The sequence below is a fragment of the Janthinobacterium sp. Mn2066 genome, assembly GCF_049319705.1.
Classification (GTDB): domain Bacteria; phylum Pseudomonadota; class Gammaproteobacteria; order Burkholderiales; family Burkholderiaceae_D; genus Janthinobacterium.
This window is the reverse complement of the sequence record NZ_JBMOUF010000009.1, coordinates 106,117-126,762: the sequence shown is the minus strand read 5'-3', so window position 1 is coordinate 126,762 and position 20,646 is coordinate 106,117. Positions and strand designations below refer to the sequence as shown.

The 20,646-nt window shown below is 61.7% G+C and carries 19 protein-coding genes; 10 read left to right on the top strand and 9 right to left on the bottom strand.

The features are described 5' to 3' along the window. Positions 1-111: 111 nt before the first annotated feature. The 7 genes from ACL9RI_RS18705 to ACL9RI_RS18675 are packed head-to-tail and all read right to left on the bottom strand — an operon-like array spanning position 112 to position 8,473. Entirely contained in the window at positions 112-1,368 is a 1,257-nt protein-coding gene (locus tag ACL9RI_RS18705; RefSeq protein WP_422728008.1) for a phenylacetate--CoA ligase family protein, read from the bottom strand. Positions 1,369-1,414: 46 nt separating this feature from the next. Further along, entirely contained in the window at positions 1,415-2,251 is an 837-nt protein-coding gene (locus tag ACL9RI_RS18700; protein WP_422728007.1) for an ABC transporter ATP-binding protein, read from the bottom strand. 7 nt (positions 2,252-2,258) lie between these two features. Then, positions 2,259-3,578: an ABC transporter substrate-binding protein gene (locus ACL9RI_RS18695; protein ID WP_422728006.1), complete on the bottom strand. Its 1,320-nt coding sequence runs from the start codon at positions 3,576-3,578 to the stop codon at positions 2,259-2,261. 46 nt (positions 3,579-3,624) lie between these two features. Continuing rightward, complete coding sequence (locus ACL9RI_RS18690) at positions 3,625-4,683, bottom strand: branched-chain amino acid ABC transporter permease (protein WP_422728005.1); 1,059 nt, start codon at positions 4,681-4,683, stop codon at positions 3,625-3,627. Between the two features lie 45 nt (positions 4,684-4,728). Next, positions 4,729-5,625, bottom strand: a complete 897-nt coding sequence (locus ACL9RI_RS18685; protein ID WP_300750586.1) for a branched-chain amino acid ABC transporter permease — start codon at positions 5,623-5,625, stop codon at positions 4,729-4,731. A gap of 41 nt (positions 5,626-5,666) precedes the next feature. Next, on the bottom strand, positions 5,667-6,527 hold the full coding sequence (locus tag ACL9RI_RS18680) for an ABC transporter ATP-binding protein (RefSeq protein ID WP_422728004.1): 861 nt from the start codon (positions 6,525-6,527) through the stop codon (positions 5,667-5,669). A gap of 14 nt (positions 6,528-6,541) precedes the next feature. Further along, on the bottom strand, positions 6,542-8,473 hold the full coding sequence (locus ACL9RI_RS18675; RefSeq protein ID WP_422728003.1) for an AMP-dependent synthetase/ligase: 1,932 nt from the start codon (positions 8,471-8,473) through the stop codon (positions 6,542-6,544). Positions 8,474-8,651: 178 nt separating this feature from the next. On the opposite strand from ACL9RI_RS18675, the gene ACL9RI_RS18670 reads away from it, so the two are divergent. The 8 genes from ACL9RI_RS18670 (at position 8,652) to ACL9RI_RS18635 (ending at position 14,868) form a co-directional block, all read left to right on the top strand. Further along, positions 8,652-9,338 (top strand): Crp/Fnr family transcriptional regulator, encoded by a 687-nt coding sequence (locus ACL9RI_RS18670; RefSeq protein WP_422728002.1) that lies wholly within the window; start codon positions 8,652-8,654, stop codon positions 9,336-9,338. Positions 9,339-9,418: 80 nt separating this feature from the next. Next, entirely contained in the window at positions 9,419-11,230 is a 1,812-nt protein-coding gene (locus ACL9RI_RS18665; protein WP_422728001.1) for an aminopeptidase P family protein, read from the top strand. After that, entirely contained in the window at positions 11,230-11,478 is a 249-nt protein-coding gene (locus ACL9RI_RS18660; RefSeq protein WP_422728000.1) for a hypothetical protein, read from the top strand. The genes ACL9RI_RS18665 and ACL9RI_RS18660 overlap by 1 nt, the downstream gene beginning before the upstream one ends. Position 11,479: 1 nt before the next feature. Beyond that, positions 11,480-12,220 (top strand): MgtC/SapB family protein, encoded by a 741-nt coding sequence (locus ACL9RI_RS18655; protein WP_183679549.1) that lies wholly within the window; start codon positions 11,480-11,482, stop codon positions 12,218-12,220. Between the two features lie 15 nt (positions 12,221-12,235). Continuing rightward, the gene (locus tag ACL9RI_RS18650; RefSeq protein ID WP_422727999.1) at positions 12,236-12,811 is read left to right on the top strand and encodes a DUF924 family protein; all 576 of its coding nucleotides are present in this window, start codon (positions 12,236-12,238) and stop codon (positions 12,809-12,811) included. Positions 12,812-12,827: 16 nt separating this feature from the next. Then, the gene (locus tag ACL9RI_RS18645) at positions 12,828-13,655 is read left to right on the top strand and encodes a Rossmann-like and DUF2520 domain-containing protein (protein WP_422727998.1); all 828 of its coding nucleotides are present in this window, start codon (positions 12,828-12,830) and stop codon (positions 13,653-13,655) included. 70 nt (positions 13,656-13,725) lie between these two features. Beyond that, complete coding sequence (locus ACL9RI_RS18640; protein ID WP_422727997.1) at positions 13,726-14,088, top strand: hypothetical protein; 363 nt, start codon at positions 13,726-13,728, stop codon at positions 14,086-14,088. Between the two features lie 201 nt (positions 14,089-14,289). Then, entirely contained in the window at positions 14,290-14,868 is a 579-nt protein-coding gene (locus ACL9RI_RS18635; protein WP_422727996.1) for a porin family protein, read from the top strand. A 174-nt stretch (positions 14,869-15,042) separates the two neighbouring features. Here the strand turns inward: ACL9RI_RS18635 and ettA are convergent, their stop codons facing one another. After that, positions 15,043-16,710 carry an energy-dependent translational throttle protein EttA gene (gene ettA, locus ACL9RI_RS18630; RefSeq protein WP_183679557.1) on the bottom strand — a complete coding sequence of 556 codons (1,668 nt, stop codon included), beginning with the start codon at positions 16,708-16,710 and terminating at the stop codon, positions 15,043-15,045. Positions 16,711-16,818: 108 nt separating this feature from the next. After that, the gene (rarD, locus tag ACL9RI_RS18625; protein WP_422727995.1) at positions 16,819-17,703 is read right to left on the bottom strand and encodes an EamA family transporter RarD; all 885 of its coding nucleotides are present in this window, start codon (positions 17,701-17,703) and stop codon (positions 16,819-16,821) included. A 248-nt stretch (positions 17,704-17,951) separates the two neighbouring features. Here rarD and ACL9RI_RS18620 point away from each other — a divergent pair, with 248 nt between their 5' ends. Together ACL9RI_RS18620 and ACL9RI_RS18615 are read left to right on the top strand one after the other, a co-directional pair. Then, positions 17,952-19,829 carry a potassium transporter Kup gene (locus ACL9RI_RS18620; protein ID WP_422727994.1) on the top strand — a complete coding sequence of 626 codons (1,878 nt, stop codon included), beginning with the start codon at positions 17,952-17,954 and terminating at the stop codon, positions 19,827-19,829. Between the two features lie 293 nt (positions 19,830-20,122). Continuing rightward, positions 20,123-20,596, top strand: a complete 474-nt coding sequence (locus tag ACL9RI_RS18615) for an FKBP-type peptidyl-prolyl cis-trans isomerase (protein WP_422727993.1) — start codon at positions 20,123-20,125, stop codon at positions 20,594-20,596. Positions 20,597-20,646: the final 50 nt, after the last annotated feature.

Below are 20,646 nucleotides of genomic sequence, written 5' to 3'. Positions count from 1 at the left end.
CTCTTGCATGGCGATGAGTAAGGCTGATGATTAATGCCGATATTATCCTGCAAATCGGCCCATGCGTGCTAGCGGCGCCCAGACACTGCGCCCTGGCTCAACGCTAGCCGCTCAACTGTAGTCGCGGATATCATCGATCACCTTGCCATCCTGCGCCAGGCTGCCCACCGCGACCAGCCGTACCTGGCCGCGCAGTTTCGTCAGCTCGCGGATGGTAGCGATCATGGCGTCAACCCCGCTGTTATCGAGCGGATCATCGACTTCGCAATGCAAAGTCATTTCATCGTTGGCCATGCGTCCCGATACCACCAGCCGCGCCTTTTTGATCTGCGGATGGCGGCGCGCGATTTCGTGGATTTGCGACGGATGCACGAACATGGCGCGCACCTTGGTAGTCTGGTCGGCACGCCCCATCCAGCCCCTGATGCGCGTATTCGTGCGTCCGCACGACGAGGCCGGTGCATCGGGCAGCACGGCCGACAGGTCGCCGGTGGCGAAGCGGATCAATGGGTAGTCGGCATTGAAGACGGTGACGACGACTTCGCCTACTTCGCCAGGCGCGACAGGTATGCCGCTGCCGGGATGGACGATTTCCAGCAGCACGTTTTCATCGATCACCATGCCGGGATTGAGCTTGCCATCGCTGGCCGTTTCGTAGGCGATGCTGCCGATATCGGCCGAGGCGTAAGTCTGGAACACGTGCGGCACCCCATTCGCCGCAAACCAGCTGCGCAGCGACTCGGGCAGCGCTTCCGCGCCCATCACGGCTTTCGTCACGCTGCTGATGTCGGCGCCCATCTCGCGTGCCTTTTCGATGATCAGTTTTAAGAATGACGGCGTGCCGATATAGGTGTCCGGCTTCAGGTCGGCCATCGCCTGCACCTGCATTTCCGTCTGGCCGATGCCGGCCGGGATTACCGTGCAGCCGATGCGCGCGGCGCCCCCTTCGACCATGAAGGCGGCTGGCGTAAAGTGATAGGAAAAACAGTTTTGCAGCAAGCCGCCGGCGCGTACGCCAGCCGCATACATGGGCCGCGCGAAACGCCACCAGTCTGGTCCCCTTCCTTCCGGGTCGAAGATGGGGCCGGGTGAGACGAACACGCGCGACAGGCTATTTGGGGGCGTGCTGTTCAAGCCGCCGAAGGGCCGTATGGCTTGTTGCAGCTGCTTCAGGTCGGCCTTGCGCGTGACGGGCAATTGCGCCAGCGCCGCGCGGCTGGTGACCTCGCTTGGATTGACGCCAGCGAGGATGCGGGCCCAGCCCGGTGCCGCCTGAGCACGCGCGATCAGCTGCGGCAAGCCGGCCATCAATTCGCGTTCGCGCGCTTCGGGTGCGCGCGCTTCCAGACTATCGAGCGTGTCATGCATTACAGCTTCTCCAATGTGATCACAGTCATTTGTCAGTGTTTAGAAATCAGGCCAGCCAGCGCTTGCGGCGCCGGTAAAACTTCATGTCGCGAAAGCTCTTGCGTCCGGCGCCAGACACGCCCAGATAAAACTCCTTGACGTCTTCATTGCTGGCCAGTTCCTGCGCCTGGCCTTCCATCACGACCCGGCCGTTTTCCAGGATGTAGCCGAAGTCCGCATAGCGCAATGCCACGTTGGTGTTCTGTTCGGCCAGTAAAAACGAGACGTTTTCCTTGTGGTTCAAGTCCTTGACGATGCCGAATATCTCTTCGACGATCTGCGGCGCGATGCCCATCGAGGGTTCATCCAGTAAGATCATCGACGGCCTGGCCATCAGTGCGCGGCCGATGGCGCACATCTGCTGTTCGCCGCCCGAGGTGTAGCCGGCCTGGCTGCTGCGCCGCGTCTTCAGGCGCGGAAAATAGTGATACACCTTGTCCAGCGCCTCTTTCAGCTCGCCGCGCGACAGGCTGCGCGTGTAGGCGCCCGTCAGCAGGTTTTCCTCTATCGTCAGATGGCCGAAGCAATGGCGACCTTCCATCACTTGCGACAGGCCGCGCTTGACCAGTTCATTTGGCGTCAGCTGGTCCACGCGTTCGCCCTTGAACTGGACCTCTCCCTTGGTGACATCGCCCCGCTCGCCGCGCAGCAGGGTCGAGATGGTTTTCAGGGTGGTCGATTTACCTGCGCCGTTCGCGCCCAGCAGGGCGACGATCTTGCCCTGCGGGACTTGCAGCGACACGCCTTTCAAGACCAGGATCACATGGTCGTAAATGACTTCGATATTGTTGACCGACAGGTAGGGCGGCGGAGTCTCTACTTTGGTGGCAGTAGTGTGGGTCATGGCTGGCCTACTTCAGGCACGCTGGCGTGATTTTTTTCTCGGCCGCGTATTTGTTCGACGATTCCTCGACCAGTTTGCGCACCAGCGCCTTGTCGCCGACGATCCATTGCGGCGTGATGGCGGTCCACTTCTTGCCATCCCATTGCTGCACTTTGACGGCGCCCGAGCCTTCATGGTCTTCGCAGCTGGTCTTCACGTTGGGGAACATGCCCAGCGCGCCGACGGCTTTTTGACGTCCATCGTCCACGTTCAGGTTTTCCAGGCCCCAGCGCAGCTGCTCGCCCGTGACGGGTTTACCCTTGCCGAATTTTTCCTGCGCCGTACGGATCGCTTCCACCCACAGGATGCCGGCCGTCACGCCGCGCATGTGGTACACGGAACCGATGCGCGACTGGTCGGCCAGGTTGCCCTTGCCATTGGCGTAGAGTTTTTTGCGGATGTCGTCCAGCACCGGGTAATTACCGGGCGTGTTGAAACTCATGGCCATGTAGCCCTTGGCTGCGTCGCCCGACGGGATCGTGTCTTCCTCGGAACCGGCCCACCACACGCCGAGGATTTTGTCGCGCGGGAAGCCGTTGCGCTGCGCCGTCTTGATGGCCACTGAATTCATCACGCCCCAGCCCCACAGGATCACGTGGTCCGGCCTGGCCTGGCGGATTTGCAGCCATTGCGACTGCTGTTCGCTGCCTGGCGGGGCGACGGGAATCTTCACCAGTTCAAAGCCATACTGCTTCGACAGCGCTTCCAGCACGGGCAGCGGCTCCTTGCCGAAGGCGGAATCATGGTACAGATGGACGATCTTCTTGCCCTTCAATTTGTCCATGCCGCCATCCTTGTCGCCCAGGTATTTGATCATGGCGGCGGCCTGGCTCCAGTAGCTGGAAATGAGCGGATACACATAGGGGAAAACCTTGCCGTTGGCGGCGTCCGAACGGCCGTAGCCGATCATGGTCATCGGGATCTTGTCTTGCGCGACCCGGTCCAGGATGCCGTAGGCGACGCCCGTGGACAGGGTTTCCACCAGCGTGGCGCCACCCTGCCTGGTTTTCAAACGCTCATAACATTCCACGCCGCGCGAAGGGTTGTATTCGGTTTCGCATTCTTCCCAGCTGATCTTGACGCCATTGACGCCGCCGGCCTGGTTGACCAGGTTGAAGTAATCGATGATGCCGCCGTAAAAGCCCGAACCGCCGGCCGCATACGGTCCTACGCGGTAGGATGGCAGGGCGATGTATTGGTCTTTATCCTGCGCCTGTGCGCTGCCGGCGATGCCTAAAGCGGCAGTGGCGATGGCGGTGGCCAGCAAAAGCGATTTGATGTGTTTCATTGTGTCTCCTTTTTTATAGTGATATTGGATGGCGAATGAAGAACGGTTAATGCGGGAAGGGCCACAGCCTCAACTTCTCTTTGGCGATTTGCCACAGCCGCGCCAGGCCGTGCGGTTCGACGATCAGGAAGAAGATGATCAGCGCGCCGAACACCATCAGTTCCAGGTTCGAGGCCACGTTGGTGGGTAGCGCCAGGCCGTGCGCAAAGGTGTTCAGGAACACCGGCAGCAGCACGATGAAGGCAGCGCCTAAAAAGGAGCCGAGGATGGAGCCCACGCCGCCGATGATGATCATGAACAGGATGCGGAAGGACAGGTCCAGGTTGTAGGCTTCCGGCTCCACCGTGCCCAGGTAGGCATAGGCATACAGGGCGCCGGCTACGCCGCAATAGAAGGAGCTGACGGCAAACGCCAGCAGCTTGGTGCGCATCAATCTGAAACCGATCACTTCGGCGGCCATGTCCATGTCGCGCACGGCCATCCACGAGCGGCCCACGTTGGAGCGGATCATGTTCTTGGCCAGCAGCGCCATGCCGGCCACGATGGCCAGCACCAGCAGGTATTTGCTTTGCGGCGTGTCGAACTGGTAGCCCAATATCGTCATCTTTTGTACCGTGATCACGCCCGAGCTACTGTAGTTGGTCAGGTACGGGATCTTGGTCAGGCACCAGACCACGAAAAACTGCGTCGCCAGGGTGGAGGCGGCCAGGTAAAAGCCGCGGATGCGCAGCGAAGGCAGGCCGAAGGCGATGCCGACCATCGCGGCGCACAGCCCGCCCAGGATGAACGACACCAGCAGCGGCAGGCCGGGCAGGCGGGCCATGAAGTTATACGCGGCGAATGCGCCCACGGCCATGAAGGCGGCCGTGCCCAGCGACAGCTGGCCCGCGTATCCCGTCAGGATGTTCAGGCCCAGCGCGGCCAGCGCGAAGATCAAAAAGGGAATCATGATCGCCGACAGCATGTAGGGTGAAGCGAAATACGGCAGCAGGAAGACGGCTGCAATCAAGGTCGCCGTCAAGGCCAGCCTGTCCTGGCGGATCGGGAAGATCTGGTTGTCAGCCTGGTAGCTGGTCTTGAATTGTCCTGCTTCACGATAAATCATGGTCTGTCCTTTGCGATGGAACGGTGGCGTGGTGGCTTGTGTGCACTAGATGCGGCGGATGATGCGTTCGCCGAACAGGCCTTCCGGGCGCACCAGCAAGAACAGCAGGGCCAGCACATAAGGGAACCAGCCTTCGATGCCGCCGCCGACCATGGGGCCCAGGTAGACTTCGGCCAGTTTTTCAGACGCGCCGATGATCAGGCCGCCGACGATGGCGCCCGGCACCGAGGTAAAGCCACCGAGTATCAGCACCGGCAGCGCTTTCAGGGCGATGAAGGTGAGGGCGAACTGCACGCCATTGCGCGCGCCCCACAGCAAGCCCGCCACCATTGCCACCAGGCCCGCTACGCCCCACACGACGGCCCAGATGCGCTGCAGCGGGATGCCCACGGCCAGCGCGGCCTGGTGGTCGTCGGCGACGGCGCGCAGGGCGCGGCCCACCCTGGTTTTCGAGAACAGCAGGGCCAGGCAAATCACCAGCAGCGCGCAGATGCCGGCCGCCACCACGTCGAACTGCGAGACGATGATATTGAAGTGGTCCATCAGGAAGGGCATGGGCACGTCGTCGATGGGCAGGTCCAGCTTGTGCACTTGCGAGCCCCACATCAGCTGCGCCAGGCCCTCGATAAAAAACGCCAGGCCGATGGTGGCCATGAACAGCGTGATCTCGGGCTGGTTGACCAGCGGGCGCAAGACTACACGCTCGATCGCCATGCCCAGCACCACCATGGTGACCATCGTCAGCGGAATGGCCAGCCATAGCGACAGGCCGAATTTATCCATGATGCCGACGCAGGTCAGGGCGGCAAAGAACACCATCGCTCCCTGCGCAAAATTGAACACGCCCGACGCCTTGTAGATCAACACAAAACCGATGGCCACCAGCGCATACATCACACCCGACAGCAGGCCGCCGATCAGCACTTCAAAGAAGAAATTGATATTCATAGAGGTTCCGATAGGTTGTGCTTAGCCCTGCCCGATTACGGGCAGGTCGTTTCGACGGCAGGCAGCGTGCTGCCTGAATTCCCGGCTGCACTGCCTAGATAAGCATTGATCACATCCTGGTTGCTGCGCACCTCGTCGGGCGTGCCGTCGCCGATCTTCTTGCCATAGTCGAGCACCACTACGCGATCCGAGATATCCATCACCACGCCCATGTCGTGCTCGATCAGCACGATGGTGGTGCCCAGCTGGTCGTTGACGTCGAGGATGAAGCGGCACATGTCCTGCTTTTCTTCCACGTTCATGCCAGCCATCGGTTCATCCAGCAGCAAAATTTCCGGTTCGGCGGCCAGTGCGCGGCCCAGCTCCACGCGCTTTTGCAAGCCGTACGGCAAACGCCCCACGGGGGTCTTGCGGATGGCCTGGATTTCCAGGAAATCGATGATTTCCTCGGCCTTCCTGCGGTGTGCGATCTCTTCGCGCCGGGCCGGTCCCCAGTACAGCGCCTGCAAGAGAAAATTCGATTTCATCTTCAGGTTACGGCCCGTCATGATGTTGTCCAGCACCGTCATGCCCTTGAACAGGGCGATGTTCTGGAAAGTGCGCGCGATGCCGGACTTGGCCGCTTCGTAGCAGTCCATGCCGCGCCGGTGTTCGCCGCGGTAAATGATCTCGCCCTGCTGCGGGCGGTACACGCCGTTGATCACGTTCAGCATCGAGCTTTTGCCGGCGCCGTTGGGGCCGATGATGGCGCGGATTTCGTGCTGCTTCACGTCGAAGGAAATATCGGTCAGCGCCTTTACGCCGCCGAAGGACAGCGAAATGTTTTTCAGGTCCAGGATCACGGGGCCGGTCTTGCGCGCCGTGCCGAAGTGGTTTTCGGGTTCATTCATTTGCATGCTGCAGTGCTCCTTCATGCGGCCAGGCCCTGGGGCCGATACGTTTTGCTGTCCCAGATCTGCAGGTTGGCGCTGGTCGAACCGGTGCGGCCATCCTCGAACTTCACCTGGGTTTCAATGTACTGCGTGGCCTTGCCCTGGTACAGGGCGTCGATCAGCACCGCGTATTTTTCGGCGATGAATTTGCGCCGCACCTTGCGCGTGCGCGTCAGCTCGTCGTCATCGGGATCGAGCTCCTTGTGCAGCACCAGGAAGCGGTGCACCTGCGTGCGGTCCATCAGCGGGTCGGCCGCCAGTTCCGCGTTGACTTGTTCGATGCAGTCGCGCACCAGCCCATAGGTTTCGGCGCGCGCAGCCAGGTCGGTGTAGCCCGCATAGGCGATGCCGCGCCGCTCGGACCAGTTGCCGACCGCTTCGATGTCGATATTGATGAAGGCGCAGACCTGTTCGCGCGCGTGGCCGAAAGCCACCACTTCCTTGATGAAGGGGAAGAACTTGAGCTTGTTTTCGATGTAATTGGGCGCGAACATGGCGCCGCAGGCCATCTTGCCCACGTCGGCCGCGCGGTCGATGATTTTCAGGTGGCCTTCGCTGTCGAATACGCCCGCGTCGCCCGTATGAAAGTAGCCATCGGCATCGATCACTTCGGCGGTGGCCTCGGGCCGCTTGAAGTAGCCGCTCATGGTGGTGGGTGACTTGACCAGCACTTCGCCATTGGCCGCCAGCTTGATTTCCACGCCTGGCGCGGGCAAGCCCACGCTGTCGAACTTGATATTGCCATCCGGTTGCAGGCATACATAGGCGCAGGTTTCGGTGGAGCCGTACAGCTGCTTGAGGTTGACGCCGATCGAGCGGTAAAAGCGGAACAGGTCCGGGCCGATGGCGGCGCCGGCCGTGTAGGCGACGCGCACGCGCGACAGGCCCAGCACGTTTTTCAAGGGGCCGTAGACGAGCATCTCGCCCAGCTTGTACTGGATGGTGTCAAGCAGCGGCACGGCTTTGCCATCGAGGATCTGCGCGCCGCAGCGCCTGGCCACGTCCATGAAATGGCTGAACATGCGGCGCTTGATGCTGCTCGCATCTTCCATCCGTATCATCACGCTGGTCAGCATGTTTTCAAACACGCGCGGCGGTGCAAAATAGCAGGTGGGGCCGATTTCGCGCATGTCGATCATCACCGTGTCGCTGGACTCCGGGCAGTTGACGGTGAAGCCGGCCACCATCGATTGCGCCAGCGAAAACAGGCAGTCGCCCACCCACGCCATCGGCAGATAGGACAGGATATCTTCGCTATCCGTGAGCTGGTCGAAGGCTACGCAGCCTTCGCCGGCGGCCAGCAATGCGCTATGGCTCTGGCACACGCCTTTCGGTTTGCCGGTGGTGCCCGAGGTGTACAGGATCACGGCGGTATCGCTGCCCCGTCCCGCATCGACGGAGGCTTCAAAAAAGCCCGGATGCTCGCGGTCGTAGGCGCGGCCCAGTTCCTGCAGGGCGGCGAAGGACATCAGTTCGGGCTGGTGGTAATGGCGCATGCCCCGTTCGTCGTCGTAGGCGATGCGGCTCACGTGCGGATACAGGGATGTGAGTTCCAGCAGCTTGTCGACCTGCTCCTGGTCTTCGACGATGGCGTAGCGGATGTCCGCATCCTGCAGCACATAGGCCATATCAAGGGCCGGCGCATCCTGGTACAGGGGCACGGGTACGCCACCCAGGCTTTGCGCGGCCAGCATGGCCCAATACAGGCGCGGGCGGTTGTCGCCAATGATGGCCAGGTTCATGCCGCGCTGGAAACCGAGGGCGGCCAGCCCGCAAGCCAGGGCACGCACTTCATCGTTCACGTCGGCCCAGGTCCAGGTTTGCCAGATGCCCAGGTATTTTTCACGAAAGGCGGGCTGGTCGGCTCGTAGTGAGCCGTGTTGCAATAGCCGTCGCGGAAACGTCGGCATCGCTGCTGTTCTCGTTGTTTGCACCAGTGTCTCCGGTTGCTAGTCTCAGGCTGCCCATCGTCGTGGGCCGCTCTGTGTTTTTATATGTGTTACGTTTGTGTAATGATAGTAGCCTGCGTTGCTATACCGAGTTGTCTTTTCGGGGACATTTGCCCACTTTTCGATGCTGCGTCGCACAATGATGACAACAGATCCCAGTCTCAAGGAAGTACTGCATGCGGCCCATTGGGCCCAGTTGCTCGATGCCGCGCAATTGGCGCGTGTCGAAGCCGATATGTTCGAAACTTTCGTGCCGAAAGGCGGTTTTGTCTGCCGCAAGGGCGACCCTGTCGAGAACTGGATCGGCATCATCAGCGGCATGGTGAAAATGAATAATTTTTCCGCCTCGGGCAAGGCCATGACCTTTATCGGCGTGCCGCCCGGCAGCTGGTTTGGCGAAGGTTCGCTGCTGAAACGCGAGCCGCGCAAGTACGACACCATGGCCCTGCGCGACACGCGCGTGGCGCGCCTGCCTGCGGCCACCTTTCACTGGCTGCTGGAGACCAGCCTGCCGTTTACCCGCTTTTTGCTGATGCAGCTGAACGAGCGCCTGGGCCAGTTCATCGGCATGGTGGAAAACGAGCGCCTGCTCGACTTGAATACGCGCGTGGCGCGCTGCCTGGCGTCGATGTTCAATTCGCATCTGTACCCAGGTGTCGACAAGCTGGTGCAGCTGTCGCAGGAAGAAATCGGCCTGTTGTCCGGCTCCTCGCGCCAGCGCGCCAACCAGGCCTTGCAGGTGCTGGAACGCCAGGGGCTGCTGCGCCTCGATTACGGCGGCATCCGCATCCTGGACCTGGAAGGCTTGCGCCGCTACGAGGAGTAGCCGGGTGGCGCAACCGCCCCTGCCGTGGCCTCGCAATCGCGGTATCATAGGCGCTTCCCAGTACTGTTCCAGCCGCTTCCATGCAGACTCCAGACCTCTCCAGCCCCGCCCTTCGTTTGTCGCAACTGCGCGCCGCCATGCGCGCGCAGCAGATCGACGCCTACATCGTGCCCTCGGCCGATCCGCATTTGTCCGAATACCTGCCGGGCCGCTGGCAGGGCCGCGCATGGCTGTCGGGCTTTACGGGCTCCGTCGGCACCCTGGTCGTCACGCAGGACTTTGCCGGCGTGTGGACCGATGGCCGCTACTGGGAGCAGGCGGAGACGGAACTGGCCGGCAGCGGCATCGTCCTGAAGAAAATCCCGTCCGGCGCCAGCGTGCTGTATATCGACTGGCTGGGCGAGACCATGCAGCCGGGGCAGGTGGTCGGTGTCGATGGCGCCGTGCTGGGCCTGGCCAATGCGCGCTTGCTGCAGCAGGCGCTGGGCGCACTGGTCACGCTGCGCACCGATACCGACTTGTTGCAGCAGGTGTGGCGTGACCGCCCGGCGATGCCGGCCGCGCCCGTGTTCGAGCATGGCGCGCCGTATCCCGCCCTGCCGCGCACGGAAAAACTGGCCACCCTGCGTATCGCCATGGCGCAGCATGGCGCCAGCCACCACCTCATTTCCACGCTCGACGATATCGCTTACCTGTTCAACCTGCGCGGCGCCGACGTGCACTACAACCCCGTGTTTGTCGCCCATGCGCTGGTCGGCCCGGAACGCACGACCCTGTTCGTCGCCGACGGCAAGCTGCCGGCCGCGCTGCGGGCGACCCTGGAACAGCAGGGCGTGGACGTGGCGCCGTACGACCAGGCTGGCGCCGCGCTGGCTGCCTTGCCCGCCACCGCCGTGCTGCTGCTGGACCCGCGCCGCATCACCTACGGCACGCGCCAGGCCGTGCCAGGCACGGTGCGCGTAGTCGAAGCGATCAACCCGACCACCTTTGCCAAGTCGCGCAAGACGGACACGGAAGCGGCCCACGTGCGCGCCGCCATGGAGCAGGATGGCGCCGCTCTGTGCGAATTTTTCAGCTGGCTCGACGCCACCCTGGCCGATCCGCAGCGTGCGCCGTTGACGGAAATCGGCGTGGACGAGCACTTGACGGCGGCCCGTGCGCGCCGGACCGGCTTTGTCAGTCCCAGCTTCGGCACCATCGCCGGCTTCAATGCGCATGGCGCCATCATGCACTACCACGCCCATGCCGGTTCGGAAGCAACCATCGAAGGCGATGGCTTGCTGCTGATCGATTCGGGCGGCCAGTACCTGGGCGGCACCACCGACATCACGCGGGTGGTGCCCGTGGGGACCATCACGGCCGAGCATAAACGCGATTTCACCTTGGTCTTGCGCAGCATGATCGCGCTGTCGCGCGCGCAGTTCCCGCTGGGCGTGAAGTCGCCCATGCTCGACTCCATCGCGCGCGCGCCGCTGTGGGCCGAGGGCATCGATTTCGGCCATGGCACGGGCCACGGCGTGGGCTTTTTCCTGAACGTGCATGAAGGGCCGCAATCGATTTCGCAATCCGCCATGCCGGAGCCGCAGACGGCCATGCAGCCGGGGATGATCACGTCCGTCGAGCCGGGCATTTACCGTCCCGGACGCTGGGGCATCCGTATCGAAAACCTGGTACTGAATGTAGCAGCGGGCGAGGGCGAATTTGGCCCCTTCCTGCGCTTTGAAACCCTGACCCTGTGCCCGATCGATACGCGCTGCGTGGAACGCAGCCTGCTGCGCGACGACGAGGCGGCCTGGCTCAACGACTACCACGCCACGGTGCGCGCGCGTCTGTCGCCGCATCTGGCGGGCAGCGCCCTGGCCTGGCTGGAACAGCGCACGGGAGCCATCTGATGCGCTCGACCCGCGCCACCTCTGCTATCGAGCGGCTCAAGGAACGCACCGGCAACCGCCTGTATTCGATGGCGCGCACCGGCGATGAACTGTTCTTCCTGACGGAAGGGCCGGGTTTGCCGCCCTTGTGCCCGCCGCTGGAACTGGACGCCTTTGTCGCCTTTGTGAATGGCCTGGGGCCGCAAAAGGCGCGCCGCGTCAGCAAGCTCGATGTGGCGTTTGAAAAGCAGCTGAACAAGAAAACCTGAGATGCCGACCGTCGACTTCCTGCGCGCGTACTGGTCGCCGGCCGAACTGGCGACGAACGGGGTGATCCTGCTCAATTTGCTGGGCGCGCTGTTGCTTGGCCTGTTGGTCGGCTATGAACGTTCGTATCACGGACGTGCGGCCGGCATGCGCACCTATGGCCTGGTGTGCATGGCGTCGGCCGCGCTGACGGTGCTGGGCGGTTATCCCGAGTTCTGGTATGGCGGCCATGGCATGGTGTCGGGCAGCGATCCGACGCGCGTGATCCAGGGCATCGTCACGGGCGTGGGTTTCCTGGGCGCCGGCGTCATCATGCGCGAAGGCTTCAATATCAGCGGCTTGACGACGGCTGCCTCGATCTGGGCTTCGTCCGTGATTGGCGTGATGGTCGGCATCGGATTTTATCTGTCCGCGATGGGCCTGGCCTTCATGTGCGCAATGGCCATGATTTTCCTGTCCAAACTGGAAAACTGGCTGCCGTCGCGCCATGCGATTGCCATCACCATGCGCTTCAAGCGCGATTTTATTCCGCGTGAAGATGCGCTGCGGCGCATGGCGGCCAAGCGCGGCTACGACATCGCCAGCGGCTCGCTGACCATCGGCAGCACGGACGGCATGCAGGAATGGCGTTTCGTCGCCATCGCGCATGGCAAGAACACGGGCGCCAGCCTGTCCAACATGTCGGCCGAGCTGGCCGTCTTCGAGGGTATCGCCGGCTTCCAGCTGTCGCATGCTCGCAACTGACCGCAGGAGAAAACATTGGATGCTCAGGCCGTACTCGATTTCTGGTTCTTGCCGCCCACCGATGCAGGCTACGGCCAGTCGCGGGCGGAGTGGTTCCGCAAGGATGACGCCTTTGACGCGCACATCGTCCAGCGCTTTGGCGACCTGATAGCCACCGCCATTGCCGGCGGCTTGCGCGAGTGGGAAGCGACGCCGCAGGGCACGCTGGCGCGCATCATCGTGCTCGACCAGCTGACCCGCAATGCCTTCCGCGATATGCCGCAGGCGTTTGCCGGCGATGCGCAGGCCTTGGCGCTGGCCCGCCAGTTGACGGACTCCGGTGGTGACCAGTCGCTGCTGCCCATGCAGCGCGCTTTTGCCTACCTGCCGTTCGAGCATGCGGAAGACCTGGCCATGCAGGCACGGGCGGTGCAGCTGTTCCAGCGCCTGGCGCAGCAGCACGCGGGTTTCGACAGCATGTTCGATTACGCCCTGCGGCACCAGGAAGTCATCAGGCGCTTCGGCCGCTTCCCGCACCGCAACGCTATCCTGGGCAGGCAATCCACGCCGGAAGAAGAGGTTTTTTTACGCCAGCCCGGTTCCCGCTTCTGAAGACAATGACGTACGCATGAAGATCACTCTCAATCTTATCGGCGCCGGCCATGTGGGCAAGGTGCTGGGGCGCCTGCTGGCGACGGCAGACAGCATCGTCGTGCAGGACGTGCTGACGCGGTCGATGGCTTCGGCGCAGGCGGCCGTGGACTTTATCGGCGCCGGTACGCCCGTCGACAGCTATGCCGCCTTGCGCCGCGCCGATGTGACCATGCTGGCCGTCAGCGATGACCAGATCGGCCCGGCCTGCACCGCGCTGGCCGCCGAAGGCCGTCTGGCCGGGAGCATCGTGTTTCACTGCAGCGGTGCGCTGGCCTCGACCGCGCTGCTGGCCGCCACGCAGGCGGGCGCCCTGGTCGCCAGCGTCCATCCGATCCGCAGCTTTGCCGATCCGGCCCAGGTGGCGGCCAGTTTTGGCGGCACGTTTTGCGGCATCGAGGGCGATGCGCAGGCGCTGGCCGTGTTGAGCCCCGCCTTGCAGGCCATCGGTGCGCGCCCCGTGCCCATCGATCCGGCCGCCAAGACCCTGTATCACGCGGCTGCCGTGTTTGCCAGCAATTACCTGGTGACGGTGCTGGACGCGGCCCTGCGCGCCTATCAGGCGGCCGGCATCCCCGAGCCGGTGGCGCGCGAACTGGCGCAGCCGCTGGTGACGGAAGCGGTGGCGAATGTATTCCGGCTGGGTGCGGCGCCTGCCCTGAGCGGCCCGATTGCGCGTGGCGACATGGCCACGGTGGCGCGCCAGCAACAGGCGGTGCAGTCATGGGATGGCGCTACCGGCGACTTATATGCCGCGCTGGTGGCGCCCACGCAGGACCTGGCCAGGCGCAAGCGCGCACCATAGATATAAAAGAAACACAAAGATGCAAATAGGAAATACTATCTGGGGTATCGTCGCCCACAGGGAGTGTTCCATGTTATTTCTAAAAAGTACTTCAGTGAGCAAGGCCCCCGGCATTTATGAGGTCGATATTGCCGCCAAGCCGCCAGGCAAGACCTTCGGCATTTTTCTCGCCACCGATCCCGATCATCCGCCGCATGCGCTGCTGGGGCAGCTGAAGGCCCTCGGTTTCGAAAATACCTACAGTTCGGCCTATCTGCACAAGGACCAGGGCAAGGTGCTGGACCTGCATTTCCAGAAAGATGGCACGGATATCTTCAAGGGCTGGAAGACGGAGGAATGCACGCATAACCTGGCCGCCGTCACGGCGCTGTTCCAGGAGCATGGCATCACGATCACGCCGCGCGTGATGTCGATGGCGGAAGCCTACGCATGAGTCAGTTCGCTTAAGTTTCGCTTAAGTTCTGCCAACTTATTTCAAAATGCCATCATCTTCGGTTTGATGAGGCGGCTTACATCTCGTCACAAATCTTACGGGATCCTGAAGGACGTGGCTTTTTCACGGTGTTACTCTTCACTCATCGCACTTCGCTGAACTGCGAATCAAGGCACGTCAACTTATTGAGAAAGAGAGAACATGATGAAAAAGATCCTGTTTGCAATGATCGCTTCCGTTACTGCAGTCGCCGGCATGAGCGCTGCGCACGCTGATGGTGCTTATGTTGGTGGTGGTGTCACCGTCAACCGTTATAACTTCGATGTTCCTGGCGCAACCAGCGCCGGTAACCACAGCGGTTACCAGGCTGGCGGCAAAATCTATGCCGGTTACGATATCGACAAAACCTGGGCAGTGGAAGGCGGCTATGCCGATTTCGGCAGCAAGGACTATAACTACATCACCAGCGCCGGTAGCGGCAGCGTGAAAAGCGATTCCCACGGCTATTACCTGGCTGGTAAAGCCACCATGCCGGTGTCCGATAAACTGGGCGTGTTCGGCAAGCTGGGCGTGGCCCGCGTGAACACTGGCCTGACCGGCACCGGCCTCTCGACGGGCATCACGGGTGACAACAAGACGGGCGTGTACGCTTCCGTCGGCGCCCAATACGCCATCAACGAGAAAGTCTCGCTGACGGCTGAGCTGGAACACTTCGGCAAGAGCGCCGATCAGGGCAACAAGGCCACCGGCCTGGCTTTAGGCGCACGCTACAACTTCTAAAAACCTACTGCGCGGCGCGATTTGCGGACTGCCTCGGCGGTCCCGTGCAAAGCACAGCTCCGCCTCTCAGCCACAACTCGTTGCCGCTCGCTACGGTTTTAAAAGTACTAATTAGTGCTTAAAAAAAAGGCAGTCACCTCGCGGTGACTGCCTTTTTGTCTTAGCAAGCCAGACTTACACGGTCAAGGGCTTGTAGCGGATACGTTTCGGTTTCGCGCCTTCTTCGCCCAGGCGTTTCTTCTTGTCGGCTTCGTATTCTTGATAGTTGCCGTCAAAGAAGGTCACTTGCGAGTTGCCTTCGAATGCCAGGATGTGGGTGGCGATACGGTCCAGGAACCAGCGATCATGCGAGATGACCATCACGCTGCCGGCAAATTCCAGCAGGGCGTCTTCCAGCGCGCGCAGGGTTTCCACGTCCAGATCGTTCGACGGTTCATCGAGCAGCAGGACGTTGCCGCCCATCAACAGCGTTTTTGCCAGGTGCAGACGTCCGCGTTCACCGCCGGACAGGTTGCCCACCAGTTTTTGCTGGTCCGAGCCCTTGAAGTTGAAGCGGCCCAGGTAGGCGCGCGACGGCATTTCAAAGCGGCCCACGGTCAGCATGTCGGCGCCGCCGGAGACGTCTTCGTACACCGACTTGTTGTCCGCCAGGTTGTCGCGGTTCTGGTCGACGATGGAGACGCGCGCCGTCTGGCCGATCACCACTTCGCCGCTATCCGGTTGTTCCTTGCCGGTGATCATCTTGAACAGGGTCGATTTACCCGCGCCGTTGGGGCCGATGATACCGACGATGGCGCCGGCGGGGATCGTGAAGTTCAGGTTATCGATCAGCAGGCGGTCGCCAAACGCTTTCGACACGTTCTTGAATTCGATCACATCATTGCCCAGGCGTTCGGCCACAGGGATGAAAATCTCCTGGGTTTCGTTGCGCTTCTGGTATTCGTGCTCGGACAGCTCATTGAAGCGGGCCAGGCGGGCTTTCGACTTTGCCTGGCGCGCTTTCGGGTTCTGGCGCGACCATTCCAGTTCCTTCTGCAGGGCTTTCTGGCGCGCCGATTCGGTGGCTTCTTCCTGTTTCAGGCGGGCTTGCTTCTGGTCCAGCCAGGTCGAGTAGTTACCTTTCCATGGAATGCCATGGCCACGGTCCAGTTCCAGGATCCACTCGGCAGCGTTGTCGAGGAAGTAGCGGTCATGGGTAATCGCCACCACGGTGCCCGGGAAGCGCAGCAGGAATTGTTCCAGCCAGTCGACCGATTCCGCATCCAGATGGTTGGTCGGCTCGTCGAGCAGCAGCATGTCCGGTTTCGACAGCAGCAGCTTGCACAGCGCCACGCGGCGTTTTTCACCGCCGGACAGCACGGCGATCTTGGCATCCCATGCCGGCAGGCGCAGCGCGTCGGCGGCCATTTCCAGCTGCAGGTTCAAGTTGCCGCCGTCGGAAGTCGAAATGATCGCTTCCAGGCGTGCCTGTTCCGTGGCCAGCGCATCGAAGTCGGCGTCTTCTTCGGCATAGGCGGCGTACACGGCTTCGAGCTTGGCTTGCGCTTCAAATACTTCGCCCAGGCCCGATTCGACTTCCTGGCGCACGGTTTTTTCAGGATCGAGCTGCGGTTCCTGCGGCAGGTAGCCGATGTTCAGGCCTGGCATCGGCACGGCTTCGCCCTGGATGTCGGTGTCGATGCCTGCCATGATTTTCAGCAGGGTCGATTTACCGGAACCGTTCAGGCCCAGCACGCCGATCTTGGCGCCTGGGAAGAAGGACAGGGAAATATCTTTCAGAATCTGGCGCTTGGGCGGAACGATTTTGCCCACGCGATTCATGGTGTAGACGTAATTAGCCATTAGAAATCTCGGGTGATATACAAAGACGGACAGGATACGGTAAACGCCCGCTTCCGGCCAGCGCTGTGCGCTGCAGAAACGGGCGCGAAGCGGACACGATCAACAGTGTCAGGCGCTGTTGCGGGCGCGCTGGGTGCTCCACAGCCCTTCGAGCGCATACAGGGCCAGGGCGATCCAGATCACCATGAAACCGAGCATGCGTTCCGGCGTGAACGCTTCGTGGAAGACCCAGACGCCGATCAGCAGCTGGCCCGTGGGGGCAATGTATTGCAGCAGGCCCAGCACGGCCAGCGGCAAACGGCGCGCGCCGGCCGCAAACAGCAGCAGGGGAATCGCCGTGATGGGGCCGGAAGCGAGCAGCAGGGCGCGCGTGCCGTGCGACTCGGTATTAACGAAGCCGCTTTGGCCTTGCCAGCCCAGCCACAGCATATAGGCCAGCGCCAAGGGGAACAAAATCAAGGTTTCAAACGACAAGCCTTCCAGCGCCCCCAGCACTGCCGTCTTGCGCAGCAAGCCATAGCCGCCAAAGGTGGCCGCCAGCAGCAGGGCGATCCATGGTATCTGCCCTGCCTGCCAGGTCAGCCAGGCCACGGCGCAGCCAGCCAGGCCGATGGCCAGCCATTGCAGGCGGCGCAGGCGCTCGTGCAGCAGCAGGAAGCCCAGCATGACATTGACCAGCGGCGTGATGAAATAGCCGAGGCTGGCGTCGACCACGTGGTTGTTGTTGACGGCCCAGATATAAATGAACCAGTTGGTGGACAGCAAGAAGGCGCTGGCGACGAAGCTGGCCACCACGCGCGGCTGGGTTTTCAGGCTGCGCAGCCAGCCCCACTGGCGCCGTACGGTCAGCACCAGGCCCAGGAACAGCAGCGACCAGACCATGCGGTGCGCCAGGATTTCCTGCGGCGCGACCTCTTCGATGGCATGGAAGTACAGTGGAAACAATCCCCAGCACAAGAAGGCGAGGGAAGCGTACAACATGCCTGGATTCATGGTGGCGTTCGCGCGGTAGTAGACAATCTGTCATTATCGCTGAAAACACGGGGGACTGCCCGGCGCTGCTGGCGAGGCGTAGAATGGCAGCAAATCAGCCATACCCCACTTGCACGAGTACTCATGCCAGTACCTCAGCCTACAAAAAACACGACCTTGGGACAGCCAGGAACCATGCAAAAATACACTTGCTATTTGCTAATACCTATCATATTGTGCGATGCAACAAAACAAAATCGGGTGCAACCTTGACGTCGGAACATAAAAAAAGCAGCCTGGTCGGCTTGACCCTGGCTGCTGTCGGTATCGTTTACGGCGATATCGGCACCAGTCCGCTGTATACCCTGAAGACTGTCTTTGACCCTGCCCACGGCCTGGAACTGACCCACGGCAACTTGCTCGGCATCATCTCGCTGATCTTCTGGAGCCTGACCATCATCGTCTCGCTCAAATACGTGACGTTGGTGTTGCGCGCCGACAACCGCGGCGAGGGCGGCATCATGGCCTTGATGGCGCTGGTGTTGTCCTCCGTCAACCGCAGTTCGCGCTGGTATTTTGCGCTGATGCTGATCGGCGTGTTTGGCGCCACCCTGTTTTACGGCGATAGCGTGATCACGCCGGCCATTTCGGTGCTGTCGGCCATCGAAGGCCTGGAAGTGGCCACGCCGGCCCTGAAACCGTATGTCGTGCCGCTGACGATCTTGCTGCTGCTGGTGCTGTATTCGGTGCAGTCGCATGGCACGGCCGGCATCGGGCGCTTCTTCGCGCCCGTGATGGTGCTGTGGTTCGGCGCCCTGGCCATCATGGGCGTGATCAACATCATCAAGGCGCCGGCCGTGCTGGCCGCGCTCAATCCCCTGTACGCCGCCACTTTCCTGCTCAACCATGGTTTCGTCGCCTTCGTGGCGCTGGGCGCCGTGGTGCTGGCGCTGACGGGCGCCGAGGCCTTGTATGCCGATATGGGCCACTTCGGCAAAAAGCCCATCCAGGTCGCCTGGTTCCTGATCGTCTTCCCTGCGCTGGCGCTCAACTACCTGGGCCAGGGCGGCTTGCTGCTGATGCATCCCGATGCGATTTCGAATCCGTTTTACCAGCAGCTGGGCGCCTGGAGCGTCTACCCGCTGGTGGTGCTGTCGACCCTGGCCACCGTGATCGCTTCGCAGGCGACCATTTCCGGCACCTTCTCGATGACCAAGCAGGCGATCGCGCTGGGCTTCCTGCCACGCATGCGCGTGCGCCATACCTCGGAGAGCGAGATCGGCCAGATCTACATCCCGGCCGTGAACTGGCTGCAGCTGGCCGTGGTGCTGATGGCCGTGATCGGTTTTGGTTCCTCGGAAAACCTGGCCGCCGCCTACGGTATCGCCGTCACGGCCACCATGATGGCCACCACCGTGCTGACCTTCTTCGTCATCCGCTACCGCTGGAAGATGAATCTGTTCCTGTGCTGGGCCGCTACCGGCTTCTTCCTGACCATCGATGTGATGTTCTTCTCGGCCAGCGCCCTGAAGCTGCTGCATGGCGGCTGGTTCCCGCTGCTGCTGGGCTCCATCCTGTTCATCGTCATGCTGACCTGGAAGCGTGGCCGCGAACTGGTGTTCCAGAACCTGGAAAAACATGCGATTCCGCTCGACGACTTCCTTTCCTCGCTGTTTATCTCGGCGCCGCAGCGCGTGGCCGGCACGGCCATCTTCCTGCGCGGCCAGACCGACGGCGTGCCGCATGCGCTGCTGCACAACTTGCTGCACAACAAGGTGCTGCACGAGCGCGTGATTTTCCTGACGGTCTACATGCATGAAGAACCGTGGGTGGCGCCATCCGAGCGGGTGCGCGTGGAAGACCTGGGCCACCAGTGCTACCAGGTGAACGTGCATTATGGCTTCAAGGATGAACCCGATATTCCGGGTGCGCTGGCGCAGTGCGCGGAACAGGGACTCGATTTCGAGATGATGGAAACCTCGTTCTTCATCGCCCGCCAGACCATCATTTCCACGCCGGGCGCCGGCATGATGCCATGGCGCGAACACCTGTTCGTCACCATGTCGCGCAATGCGCGCACGGCAGCCGATTACTACCAGATCCCGAGCAACCGGGTCATCGAACTGGGCACGCAAGTGGAAATCTGACGGGAGGGCCCGGCAGGATAATTATTTTGACAATGTTGTATTGTCACCCTATTTTTCTGCCGTGCTTACCTCTGCTTACAAGTCGGCTTCCCGACACCTGTTAAACTGCGCTAAGCACGGGGCCGCACCGTACGGCCCGTAAACACCTGTCAAAACCTACTGCGCGTCGCGATTTGCGGCCTGCGATGCTCACTGTGCATGCGCACAGCTCCGCTTCTCAGCCACAACTCGCATCTGCTCGCTACGGTTTTGTCAGGCGTTATTAGTCACACTCCAATATTTAAAGGGAAACCATGAAATCGGTATTTCAATTGATTGCCAGTATCGCTTGTGCCGTAGTATTGACCGCTTGCGGCGCTGCCGCTTCCGACACGAAACCCGTCGTGATCGATCCAGCGACGCAGGTGGCGGCCTTAACCGTCACCGATCTGACCGTCGGTACCGGTGCGACCGCTGCCGCTGGCAACAGCCTGGTCGTGTCTTACACGGGCTGGCTGTACAACTCGGCCCAGCCGGATGGCAAGGGCAAGCAGTTCGATGCAAGCAAGCCTGGCCAGGGTTTTTCTTTCGTGCTGGGCCGGGGTACCGTCATCCCCGGCTGGGACCAGGGCCTGGTGGGCATGAAGGTAGGCGGTACGCGTCGCCTGTTGATCCCGTCCAGCCTGGGCTATGGTCCTGGCGGCACCCCGAAGGATAGCAGCGGCAACCAGGCGGTTCCGCCGTATGCCGGCCTGGTATTCGACGTGACGCTGATCTCGGTGAATTGATCGTTACATTGACCACATGAAAAAACGGGCGATCCTGCGGGGTCGCCCGT